Genomic DNA, 11,782 nt, shown 5'->3' on the forward strand with positions numbered 1-11,782 from the left:
CAATTTAACAAGCTAGTGATCGCTATCGTGGAATTTTTAACAAGCTCGAAGTTATACAATGGGAACGTTCCCGGGGTGATGCGAATGATTATAGATAGGTATCAAAATGTTAACTAAACAAGCGCTTTGGAGGGGTATCATTTGTTACCCAAACAGCCATCATATTGCTTTTACGAGGAATGTACAAATTGGCTTAACTTTCAGATTTAATAGCAAGAAACCAGGGAAAAGTGCTGGTTACCTGGTAATTTTTCTCGAACTTTTAGGTATTAAATTGACAACGGGCGATAAATATAACAGTGAACAGCCCGGGATTTTCACAGCCAACAGTTCCATGTTACGTTATGAATAAACGGTTCAAATTTTTATGTGCTGCACTTTGCTGGGTAGGATTGATGTGTTGGGAAGCAGGGTTTTCCCAAGCCAAGGAGTTCCAGTTTTCGCGCTTGGATGCCCGGCAGGGGTTATCCAGTAGCGCGGTGAGCGCGATTTATAAAGATGATAAAGGCTTCTTGTGGTTCGGTACCCAAGCCGGCCTTAACCGCTTCGATGGTTATACTACCAAAGTATTCAGGCATCAACTCAATGATTCCGCCACCCTCAACGACGATTACATCTCCCGTATTTATGAAGGCCCGAATGGCTACCTGTGGCTATTAACCCGCAACGGGTTTAATATTTACCACCCTGCTAAGGAAAACTTCGACAGGCACCCGGAACTCACCTTACGTAACATGCACTTACCTGTTAACAACCTACAGGCTATTATTAAACTTAAAAGCGGCTTTGGGTTTGTGTATAGTAAAGAAGGGCTATTTATATATAATGAACAGCAACACAACATCACGGCACAACGCACACCCCTACCCAATACCCAATTATGCGATGTAGCCCAAGCATTGAATGGCGACATTTGGTGTATCTATGATAATGGCGTGATGGAAAAAATATCGCCCGATTTACAAAAAGTATTGCACCGGGCCGAACCTTTACCCAATGTAATTGAAGGCACTACAGGGTTCAATATCTTCGTAGATAATGATCATGAACTTTGGGCCTATGCACCCGGGACAAATGGCGGCATTTGGTTCTATCAACCAACAACAAAACAATTTCAACATTATACCCGCGAAAGCGGTATTATCCGTTTAAACAACAACATCCTCTACGGGATGGTGCAAGACGATAACGGGTTAATATGGTTGGGCACCGACCATGGCGGTATTAATATCATCAACAAAAAAACACGTAGCGTTACCTATATCACCAACCAAGAAGACGACGATAAAAGCCTATCACAAAATAGTATTACAAGCTTGTATAAAGACCAAGCAGGCATTGTTTGGGTAGGTACCTACAAACGTGGCATTAATTATTATAGCGAAAATGTAAGTAAATTTCCCCTGTACCGTCATCGCCCGAATGTAGCCAATAGCCTTAGTTATAACGATGTAAACCGCTTCGTAGAAGATACCAAAGGCAACCTATGGATTGGTACAAACGGGGGCGGCCTCATTTACTTCAACCGCGCGAATGGGACCTTCACCCAATACCGTCATAATCCTGCTAACAGGAATAGTCTTAGCAACGATGTAATTGTAAGCATGTACCTCGACCGCCACGATAAATTGTGGATTGGCACTTACTATGGTGGCTTAGATTATTTTGATGGCAAAAACTTCAAGCACTATAAGCATAAAGAGAATGACCCAACAAGTTTGACCGATGACCGCGTATGGGAGATATTTGAAGACAGCGAACAACAACTATGGATCGGTACTTTAGCCGGGGGCTTAAATAAATTCGACCGTGAAAAACAAATATTCACCCATCACAAAATGGGACCGAACTCTATCCAGTCGAACTATATAGCTGAACTGGCAGAAGATGCATCTAAAAACCTCTGGATAGGTACCTCTACCGGTATTGATGTATTGGAGAAGAAGAGCGGGAAATTTGTTCACTACGGTCGCCGGCAACAGCTGAGCAACGAAAATATTATTGCTATATACTTCGATCGGCATCATAGGATGTGGGTAGGTACCCGCGACGGTTTAAACTTATGGCACCCTAACACGCAACAATTCCAAGTGTTCCGCGAGAAGGATGGGCTGCCGGCGAATATGATACTCGACATCCTGGAAGACGATGATAGCAAACTTTGGATAAGTACACCCAATGGCCTTTCCAAAATAAACATCGAAACAACCACCGATGGTAACATTAGATTGCAATGCACTAATTACAATGAAAATGATGGCTTACAAGGTCGTGAATTCAACGAAAACGCAGCATTAAAAACACGTAAAGGAGAACTGGTTTTCGGTGGTGCCAATGGCTTCAATATATTCAACCCACAACTCATCAAAGCATCGGCCAAGCGCCCTCCTATTGTATTTACGGAACTACAAGTATTTAACCAGAATATACAACCCGGCGATACCTTGGGTAAACGCGTAGTATTACCTGCTGCCATGCCGGGTACGCGAAGTATTACATTGCGGTACGACGAAAATGTATTTGCTATTTCCTTCGCGGCATTAAGCTTCGCAAATCCAGAAAAAACGCGCTACCAATATAAATTAGAAGGATTTAGTAACGACTGGTTGCAAGTAGATAATGCTGCCCGCAAAGCGAACTTTACGAACCTCGATCCCGGTACGTATACCTTACATACCAGGGCAGCGAGTGGCGATGGAGAATGGTACGAAGCAGCCAACCCATTGCAGATAATTATTACACCACCCTTTTGGAAAACCGGTTGGGCTTATGCGCTGTATACCTTGTTAATTTTGGGCGCACTATTCATAGCAAGGAAAATGATTATCCAACGCACACGTTCACGCTTTGCCATTGAACAAGAACGTCGCGAGGCACAACGTACGCATGAACTGGATATGATGAAGATTAAGTTCTTTACCAATGTTAGCCACGAGTTTAGAACACCTTTATCGTTGATAATAGCGCCATTGGAGAAAATCATTGCTCAAACGCATGAGCTATCGCAACAGAAGCAACTGTTGTTAATTCATCGTAATGCTAAAAGGTTGTTGAACTTGGTCAACCAATTACTGGATTTCAGGAAAATGGAAGTACAAGAATTGAAGGTACAAGTAGCACCGGGAGATGTGGCAAAGTTTGTAAAAGACGTTTGTTATAGTTTTAATGATATTGCCGATCATAAAAACATTCGCTTCACTTATGAAAGTAGCATTGCTAGTTTACCAACCTCATTCGACCACGATAAAATAGAGCGTATTTGCTTCAATTTATTGTCGAACGCCTTTAAGTTTACCTTGCCTAATGGCGAAATAAAAGTAAGCGTTACGGCCCATCAGCAAGTAGGGTTTACGCAGTTAGTGATAGCGGTAAGCGATACGGGTATAGGCATTCCAAAGGAGAAACAAGACAAAATATTTGAGCGCTTTTTCCAACACGATGTACCGGGTACCGTTATTAACCAAGGCTCTGGTATTGGACTAGCCATTACGAAGGAATTTGTTAAACTCTGTGAAGGAACGATACGTGTAGAAAGCGAACCGGGGAAAGGCAGTACCTTCACGGTTACTGTACCTTTCAAAATAACCGATACTGCAACAGTAAAAGAAACATTACAGGTGGAAGCAGTACACCAAGGAGAAACTTCACTTCCTACTAAACCTACCATCAATACTAAAAAGCAGACGATTTTATTAGTGGAAGATCATGAAGATTTTCGTTTCTACTTGAAAGACAACCTTAAACAGTATTACAACATCATTGAAGCACAAAACGGCAAAGAGGGTTGGCAGAAAACATTGGCTCATCATCCGCAATTAGTGGTAAGTGATGTAAGTATGCCGGTGATGGATGGTTTAGCATTATGTAAGAAGATTAAATCCGACCCGCGTACACGCTCAATCCCTGTTATATTACTCACCGCGCTTACAGAAGAAGTACAACAACTCAAAGGATTAGAAACAGGTGCCAGCGATTATATGACGAAACCTTTCAACTTTGAAATTATGCTATCGCGGGTACGAAACTTGATTGCTCAACAAGCCACGTTGAAAAAAACATTCTCAAGGCAAGTGGAAGCAAAATCAAGTGATATTGATATTATATCAAGTGATGATAAATTCATACAACAAGCTTTGTCAATCGTAGAGAAGTATTTAAGCAACCCCGATTTTTCGGTAGAAGAATTAAGCAAGGAGTTGTTTATGAGCCGCGTAGCCGTGTACAAAAAGATATATGCTTTAACGGGCAAACCTCCTATCGAGTTCATCCGTTCTATTCGTTTGCAAAGGGCGGCCTTATTACTTGAAAAAAGTAAGAATACGATTGCGGAAGTGGCGTATGAAGTGGGCTTTAACAACCCGAAATATTTCAGTAAATACTTCAAAGCGGAATTCGGGATGTTACCAAAAGATTATGTTGCGGCAAAACGCGAAGCAGCTAAAGCCTTTACCGGCGAAGATTTACAGGAAGAAGAATAATATAGGCAAACGCGAAATGACGCCTCCCTGGTACATCCATCGCTTAGCAATGTTATCTTTGCAGGAATTTAAGAACCTCTAAACATATAATACCATGCAAGATATTAAAGGAAAAAACGCCCTCATTACAGGTGCGGGCAAAGGTATTGGCCGTGCTACCGCGATTGCGTTAGCAAAAGAAGGCGTAAACGTAGCCTTAATTGGTCGTAGCGCCGCCAGCATCGACGAAACAGCGAAAGAATTAGCGAACTATGGTATTAAAGTAACCACTGCTATTGCGGATGTAGCCGACTTAGATGCTATTAACAATGCAGCTGCCAGTATCTTAGGAGCATTCGGACATATCGATATTCTCATTAACAACGCAGGTATCGCGTCATTCGGTGGTTTCATGGATTTGGAGCCGGCTCGTTTTGCGGAAATCATTAATGTAAACTTACTGGGTGTATATTATGTAACCCGTGCATTTTTACCGCAAATGATTGAACGTAAAACGGGTGACATTATTAATATTTCTTCAACTGCCGGTCAACGTGGCGCGCCTTTAACGAGTGCCTATTCTGCTTCGAAATTCGGCTTATTGGGATTAACGGAATCATTGATGTTGGAAGTACGCAAACACAACATCCGTGTAAGTGCTCTTACACCTAGTACCGTGGCTACTGACATGGCTGTTGAGTTGAAGTTAACAGATGGTAATCCTGAGAAAGTGATGCAAGCGGAAGACATTGCTGAGTTCATTATTTCGCAATTGAAATTGAGCCAGCGTGTATTGGTTAAAACAGCAGGATTGTGGAGTACGAATCCATAAGCTATTAGCATTTTGCAAATAAAAAGGGTCTTTACTAAGTAGAGACCCTTTTAGATTTTTTATAAAGATTTGATTTTACGCCATTGCGAAGAAACCCGGTTGGAAGATATTGACAATCATCCCTACACCTATTAACGTTACAATTGCCACACCTACTAAAATTAACCAAGGCACAAAAGCCAAGTAGCGGGGCGATTTAATCACGAACTCGGAGGGGTTTTGCGCGTTGTATACCAAGGGAATGGTTTGCCCGCGTTTGAACCCGAAGCCAGAAGCTAGGTCGTAGGTTTCGATAATTTGTTGATTGTCTTTTGTGAAAAACCGCACGATGGGGTATTTCGTAGCAGCAGAATGCATAGAATCTGCGAAATCGGCTACTACTCCTTCCACTTCCACCCCGTTATTCAATACTCTCCGGTTCTTTTTCAACACCTCCCTATACAACGCTATTAAAACGCCGCCTAAGAAAAAGCAAATGATGGGATCCAATATATCTTTCACAGAGATATCTACCATTAGTCTATAAATTTAATAGGAAGTTACAACGATTTTCCGAATTACAAAATAATATTTTAAACTACCCGCCACTATGGCCTATTACAAGTCAATCATCCCATCTTTCTTATAGACCTTATTCACATTAGCTTTTCAATATTCCGTGCCTTATCTTTAAGCCATGCAAGAGAATATTTTTTTCCAATCTGCGGCTACAATGCCGTGGGTTGACCTTGGGAACGGCCTGCAAAGGCAAATAATGGGTTACGACAATAACCTCATGCTCGTAAAAGTGAAATTCGAGAAAGGCGCCATCGGCGTTTTACATCAACATCCACACATTCAAAGTTCGTATGTAGCCAGCGGCGTGTTCGAGGTAACGATCGACGGTAAAACACAAATTCTGCGTGCCGGCGACGGCTATTTCGTTCCTTCCAACCTCTGGCATGGTTGCGTATGCCTAGAAGCAGGCGAATTAATCGATGCTTTTAACCCGGTTAGAGAAGAATTCCTATAACCCCAATCCTTCACTATCAACAGTAAATCAATCACTTAACACACCACATTTAGCTAAACTCAAGCTGGTGGCGGGTGAGGATAGGCTTTAGATAGGCTTTAGATAGGCTCGAGATAGGCTTTTACATGGTTTAGATAGGGTAAGGATAGGCTAGAGATAGGCTGGGGATAGGCTAAGGATAGGGTAAGGATATATTTGACATATAAAAGGCGGCCTCTACAAGCTAGAGGCCGCCTTTTAATATATTGTAAATCAATACTTATTGCTTTTTATAAGCAAATATGTTCAATTGTTGGTCGAAAGTGGTTGTTTGTTTACCCCGTACAAGTGGATGTTGCACATTGTCGGCTGCTTCTTGGAGGTAATAATCGAAGCCCGCTTCTTGGAAAATAACGAGCATTTCGGTGAGTTTATAGGCTTCGTTGATATCGCCATGGTATTCTACGAAAAGGTGGTCGACATTCGGCAGTAAATGCTTACAATCTTTTATCACTTCATATTCGGCACCTTCGATATCGATTTTCAAGAAATCGACTTTTTGTTGTAATAAATCTGCTAAGCGTTGGCATTGAACGGTAATGGAACCGTTATGGCCACCTACTTCGTCGATTTTACTACCTTGGGAACCGCTGGCAGCGAAGGTGATGGTATTATTATGAATCCAAATGGCTTTCTCTTCCAGGCTTACGTTCTGTAAACCAAAGCTGTCGATATTCTTGGTTAACAGCCTATTATTCACTTTATCCGGTTCAAACGCGATGATGCGTGACTGGGGGTATAGGTGTTTAAAATACAATACACTTAGCCCAATATTCGCACCACAATCGATAATTAAAGGACTATCGGTGGCAGCATTGAAACGATATAATTCATCTACAATCAATTCATCGTAAGAATGTATGAATTCGTAAGGTTTCTCAAAGTAAAAGTTAGCATTGTAAACAGGGATGGAATGTAATACATGGTTAGGCAAGTGCTTTAATCGTTTTATTTGCCAAAAACCAAGACTGTTAGGCTTCCTTTGCACAGGCACAAACTTCTTGATAACACCTTTCGCAAGGTTGACTACAATATTATCTTTAATCGACATATTTCCGGGAAGTGTATTTTTAAAAACGGGTACAAGATATAAAGTAAATGCGAGAAAATGGCCCTGGCATGGCAAGAAAGTAAAAGGGGTTGCAATGTTGCAACCCCGGTAAAATATGGTGTATTCAGACTTTTTTTATGGGAAAACCGGTTGGTTCCGGTACTTTTTTGAAGGTCAAACGAACAAATCTATCAGGATGAAGGCCGGCTACGCGAATGATGTTTCACGTTTTTGGAAGCTCTTTGTGCCTAACAGGCTTGTGATGTTGTTTCTCATGTTTGATTTGTTTTTTAAAGTTGAATAGTCCCAGTGTTATAGTGCACGGCAATATAACTTCAACGTTTACAATCCTTGTAAACGGTTGCTGGTTGCATGTTTCCTGGTAATTACTTTGTTAGAATTCTATGTCTTTTTGTCGATCGATATACATGTTACATTTCGTTAGGTTAAAGATGTCTTATGTTGTTTAAACAACTACAGTTCAATCACATAAGTGCTTACTATTTTGCGAAAAACATGCCAACTTTTTAAAATAATAGCAAAACGGGGTGCTCGATTATTATTGAAACCCTTTCTAGTATTGGGTCTGAGGGAGAAAACAAATTAGAATAAAAAAACAGGAAAGAAAAAATCACTATATATATTACCTAGCTAAAACGACTAAAAAAGCTGCTAAATGTCACACTTAGCAGCTTATGATGAAGGTTATTAAAGTGTTTAAGCATCTTTCTTCCGTAAGAAATCTACATAGCCCAACAGCGAGAACAACAAGAAATATCCAATGGCCCAATACTCATGTTTATACAAACTACCGGTCGATTTTGCATTCAGTGTAAGCGTAGGATAGGTATATGGAAACACATATTGATACTCCCATCCGCGAATCATAATCAGCGAGGCTATAATCATTACTAAGCCAATACCCGCGGGTAATACAAAGTTTTTAAAGCGAATACCTAACCATGTATGTAGGGCCATAATAGGCAAGGCTACCAAGTATAAGCGTGTTACTAAAACAGCTACATCTCCTACTGGTGGTGTGTACTTCCAGAATCCTAATTGGGGATGTACCCAACCAACAAAATAACCTACTACGATCGAACTTCCCACAAACAAGATGTAGCAAATTGCCACAGTGAGGAGCACAATACCCAGTTTGCCAAAGTAGATACTATAACGTGGTACCGGTTCGGCTAGCAATTGTTTCCAGGCATTGGCCTTGTGTTCCGTTTGTCCTAGTAAGGTACCTACCAAGATGATATAAAAAGGCAATAGTAAAAACGACACAAACATCCATTCTTCTGCCAACAAGCGCTCCCATGGGTTAGCACCGGGGCCGGGCACCATTTTTTCGGGGTACGATAGGTACACGATGCAATAAACGATAGGTACGAATAGCGCGCCAATAATGGTTAACCATGAAGTAGCACTTCTGCGACTTTTTAGGATTTCGGAACGTATGTTTCTTTGTAAATATTGAATGGCGGTGCTCATGATGCTTGTTTTTCTGTTAGGTAGAGGAATAGGTTTTCTAAATCGTTGCCGTTTACTTGTACTTGGTATACGTCGATTTTTTCACGTACAAGTGTTTGAATAAGTTGGGCTACGTGTTCTTTCGATTGGTAAGGCAACTTAAAGCCGCTTCCGTTCAACATAACAAGGCCCGATTCGCGTGTAAATATTTGTACGGCGCGTTCTTGATCGCTACAGTCAACTTGTAGGTAAGCACCATTTACTTTCAACGATTGTAGTTCTTGCAAAGTGCCTTGGAACATCATTCTGCCATGGTGAATAATCCCAATATGCGTAGCTACTTTTTCCATTTCAGATAGTAAGTGACTGGAAATAAATATCGAGATTCCCCTTTCGCGGTTTAATTGTTTCAATAGCTCCCGCATTTCGATAATCCCGTTGGGGTCGAGGCCATTGGTAGGTTCGTCGAGGATTAATAACGAAGGGTCGGGCAATAAGGCGATGGCTAGCCCAAGGCGTTGTTTCATGCCGAGGGAATACTCTTTTACCTTGCGGTTGGCATCTTTGGTTAATCTAACGAGGGCTAACACCTCATCGATCTTAGCATAAGGAATATTGCGTAAGATGCATGCATTGCGTAAGTTCTCGCGGCCTGTAAGGTGCAGGTATAGCGAGGGCATTTCGATGAGCGAACCAATCTTTTGCAGCATGGGGATGCGGTGCGTAGAAAGGGATTCGTTGAACAGTAATACTTCGCCTTGCGTGGGTTTCAATAGCCCCAGTAATAAGCGGATAGTAGTGGTTTTACCGGCGCCATTAGGGCCAAGGAAACCGTAAATGCTGCCTTTCGGCATATTGAGCGACACTTGTTGCAGCACTTTGTGCTTACCAAATTGGTGGTCGAGCTGTAGGGTTTGAATAACTGGTTGATCCATGTGTTGTGCTTTTGTAAGGCAAAGATGGCTGGTCTTCTCTCCTTCTTTTTGAATATTCAACCAAAGCCATCCACCATTCAACCAACCGGGTTAAAACGACCTTTAACGGTTGATAGGGCAAAACGGGGAGTTGGTGTAGTAATAGGCACCGTTTATAGTAAAAAGGTCGTGTAATTGTGGCGAGTTGTTATTTTTGGTCATATGAAGAAACAGCGGATTACGATACTCGTGCATACCTTATTTTGGTTGGCTATGTTATGTACGCCTATTGCCTTGAACTTCCAGGGTAATGCGCGGGGCGAGTATGCTTTATATTACCTTGTATTTGGGGTAATTAATATCTCCGTCTTTTACCTGAACCTATTGTATATCGTGCCACGGTATATGAAGCGCCGCAAATTTTGGATACTCGTTATATGTTGGTTGTTATTGATTCCTTTTTATGGCACAATCCGGTACATGGTGGCACAAGTGATGGTACCTTTCACGCCCTCCTTTAAAGGCAGCCTAACGTATGGAAGGGAGATATTCCAGAGTGTATTCACGACCGGGTTTTTCGTGGGTTTATCTACGGCGTATGTGTTTGTAGCAGATTGGTTTAAGAATGAAAAGGTGAAAGAGCAATTGGTGAATGCACAACTAAAAGCGGAATTATCCTTCTTAAAAACCCAAATCAATCCACATTTCCTCTTCAATACGTTGAACAACATCTATACGCTTGCCTATCAAAAAAGCGATAAAACCCCGGATGCTATTATGCACTTGTCGGAGTTAATGCGTTACATGCTGCACGATTCTAATGAAGAACGGGTGGTATTGCACCAAGAACTCCATTTTATCGAGCAGTTAATACATTTACAATCACTACGTGTAAATGGTGATATGCAATTGCAATTCAGGCAAAGTGGCGATTTATACAAGCATCGTATTGCTCCTTTATTGCTGATTTCTTTCGTAGAAAATGCGTTTAAGCATGGTGTAGTGAACGATCCTGCCAACCCGATGGTGATTGATTTACAAGTACAAGATCATCAATTGCACTTCTCTACGACAAACAAAATACACCATGGTTATAAAGACGCGGTAGGTGGCATTGGATTAGCAAATGTGCAGCGTAGGTTGGATTTATTATATCCCAATAAGCATACATTAACCATCACCCAAGACGACAACTATTATCATACACAACTACAAATAAACCTGAGTTAAGCATGAACCCATTACGTTGCATAATTGTAGATGATGAACCCTTACCTATACAGTTGCTCAGCGAATACGTAGGCAAAACACCTTTTCTTCACTTAGAAAAAACATTCTCCAATCCCTTGGAAGCATTAGCCTTTGTAAATCATACGCCCTGCGACTTGGTATTACTAGATATTCAAATGCCTGAATTAACAGGTATTCAATTTTTACAAATGTTGCCACCACAGGTACAAGTAATTTTAACAACGGCATACGCCGATTACGCGCTACAGGGATACGATTTAAACGTTACGGATTACTTGATGAAACCCATTTCGTTCGATCGCTTTCTAAAAGCGGTAAACAAAGCGATGCAGCGTAACCAAGGGGCAGTAACGCCGGCACCGGTAAAGGTGGAACCTACACCTATTATGCCGGAGGAAGTAGATGTATTATTTGTGAAAACCGACTATAAAATTGTGAAGATCGCCGTACCGGAGATCATGTTTATTGAAGGGAAGAAGGAATATATTTCCATCAACACCACGAATGGCCACTTCCTCACTTTGCAAAACATGAAACGTATGGAGGAATTATTGCCCAACAGGAAGTTCATTCGTGTACATAAATCATTCATTGTAAGCATCGATCGTATTGATGCGATTGAGCGGAATAGGATTTTTATTGGTCATGCTGTTATTCCCATCGGCGATACTTACCGCGATGCCTTTTTCCAGTTAATTGGTAGCGGATCGTAATGCCCGTTAGCAGTATTTTGCGACCATTGGTCGTTTTTAC

General features: G+C 41.4%; 9 protein-coding genes. 5 read left to right on the forward strand and 4 right to left on the reverse strand.

Annotated features, from left to right (window positions below; all coding sequences use genetic code 11):
* Window positions 1-344 precede the first annotated feature (344 nt).
* Both LX64_RS05720 and LX64_RS05725 read left to right on the forward strand, forming a co-directional pair.
* On the forward strand, window positions 345-4,478 hold the full coding sequence (locus LX64_RS05720) for a hybrid sensor histidine kinase/response regulator transcription factor (protein ID WP_211324740.1): 4,134 nt from the start codon (window positions 345-347) through the stop codon (window positions 4,476-4,478).
* A gap of 94 nt (window positions 4,479-4,572) precedes the next feature.
* A complete protein-coding gene (locus LX64_RS05725) occupies window positions 4,573-5,289 on the forward strand; it encodes a 3-ketoacyl-ACP reductase (RefSeq protein WP_111596659.1) in 717 nt (238 codons plus the stop codon).
* A gap of 75 nt (window positions 5,290-5,364) precedes the next feature.
* On the opposite strand, the gene LX64_RS05730 is transcribed toward LX64_RS05725, so the two are convergent.
* Entirely contained in the window at window positions 5,365-5,805 is a 441-nt protein-coding gene (locus tag LX64_RS05730; RefSeq protein ID WP_111596660.1) for a DUF3592 domain-containing protein, read from the reverse strand.
* Between the two features lie 160 nt (window positions 5,806-5,965).
* Here LX64_RS05730 and LX64_RS05735 point away from each other — a divergent pair, with 160 nt between their 5' ends.
* On the forward strand, window positions 5,966-6,301 hold the full coding sequence (locus LX64_RS05735; RefSeq protein ID WP_111596661.1) for a cupin domain-containing protein: 336 nt from the start codon (window positions 5,966-5,968) through the stop codon (window positions 6,299-6,301).
* A 259-nt stretch (window positions 6,302-6,560) separates the two neighbouring features.
* Here the strand turns inward: LX64_RS05735 and LX64_RS05740 are convergent, their stop codons facing one another.
* From LX64_RS05740 to LX64_RS05755, 3 genes are all read right to left on the reverse strand, one after another.
* Window positions 6,561-7,391 (reverse strand): FkbM family methyltransferase, encoded by an 831-nt coding sequence (locus LX64_RS05740; RefSeq protein WP_111596662.1) that lies wholly within the window; start codon window positions 7,389-7,391, stop codon window positions 6,561-6,563.
* Between the two features lie 717 nt (window positions 7,392-8,108).
* Window positions 8,109-8,885, reverse strand: coding sequence for an ABC transporter permease (locus tag LX64_RS05750; RefSeq protein ID WP_111596664.1), 777 nt, complete (start codon window positions 8,883-8,885; stop codon window positions 8,109-8,111).
* A complete protein-coding gene (locus tag LX64_RS05755; protein WP_111596665.1) occupies window positions 8,882-9,799 on the reverse strand; it encodes an ABC transporter ATP-binding protein in 918 nt (305 codons plus the stop codon). Before LX64_RS05755 ends, LX64_RS05750 begins: the two co-directional genes overlap by 4 nt.
* A 201-nt stretch (window positions 9,800-10,000) precedes the next feature.
* On the opposite strand from LX64_RS05755, the gene LX64_RS05760 reads away from it, so the two are divergent.
* Both LX64_RS05760 and LX64_RS05765 read left to right on the forward strand, forming a co-directional pair.
* Complete coding sequence (locus tag LX64_RS05760) at window positions 10,001-11,008, forward strand: sensor histidine kinase (RefSeq protein WP_111596666.1); 1,008 nt, start codon at window positions 10,001-10,003, stop codon at window positions 11,006-11,008.
* A gap of 2 nt (window positions 11,009-11,010) precedes the next feature.
* Window positions 11,011-11,742 (forward strand): LytR/AlgR family response regulator transcription factor, encoded by a 732-nt coding sequence (locus tag LX64_RS05765; protein ID WP_111596667.1) that lies wholly within the window; start codon window positions 11,011-11,013, stop codon window positions 11,740-11,742.
* The last annotated feature ends 40 nt before the right edge of the window (window positions 11,743-11,782 follow it).

Source organism: Chitinophaga skermanii, assembly GCF_003259335.1.
GTDB lineage: Bacteria > Bacteroidota > Bacteroidia > Chitinophagales > Chitinophagaceae > Chitinophaga > Chitinophaga skermanii.

What these genes read in the sequence shown, in the direction of transcription:
- LX64_RS05720 (WP_211324740.1), top strand. Translation starts at nt 345, where the DNA reads ATGAATAAACGGTTCAAATTTTTATGTGCTGCACTTTGCTGGGTAGGA.
- LX64_RS05725 (WP_111596659.1), top strand. Translation starts at nt 4,573, where the DNA reads ATGCAAGATATTAAAGGAAAAAACGCCCTCATTACAGGTGCGGGCAAA.
- LX64_RS05730 (WP_111596660.1), bottom strand. Translation starts at nt 5,805, where the DNA reads ATGGTAGATATCTCTGTGAAAGATATATTGGATCCCATCATTTGCTTT.
- LX64_RS05735 (WP_111596661.1), top strand. Translation starts at nt 5,966, where the DNA reads ATGCAAGAGAATATTTTTTTCCAATCTGCGGCTACAATGCCGTGGGTT.
- LX64_RS05740 (WP_111596662.1), bottom strand. Translation starts at nt 7,391, where the DNA reads ATGTCGATTAAAGATAATATTGTAGTCAACCTTGCGAAAGGTGTTATC.
- LX64_RS05750 (WP_111596664.1), bottom strand. Translation starts at nt 8,885, where the DNA reads ATGAGCACCGCCATTCAATATTTACAAAGAAACATACGTTCCGAAATC.
- LX64_RS05755 (WP_111596665.1), bottom strand. Translation starts at nt 9,799, where the DNA reads ATGGATCAACCAGTTATTCAAACCCTACAGCTCGACCACCAATTTGGT.
- LX64_RS05760 (WP_111596666.1), top strand. Translation starts at nt 10,001, where the DNA reads ATGAAGAAACAGCGGATTACGATACTCGTGCATACCTTATTTTGGTTG.
- LX64_RS05765 (WP_111596667.1), top strand. Translation starts at nt 11,011, where the DNA reads ATGAACCCATTACGTTGCATAATTGTAGATGATGAACCCTTACCTATA.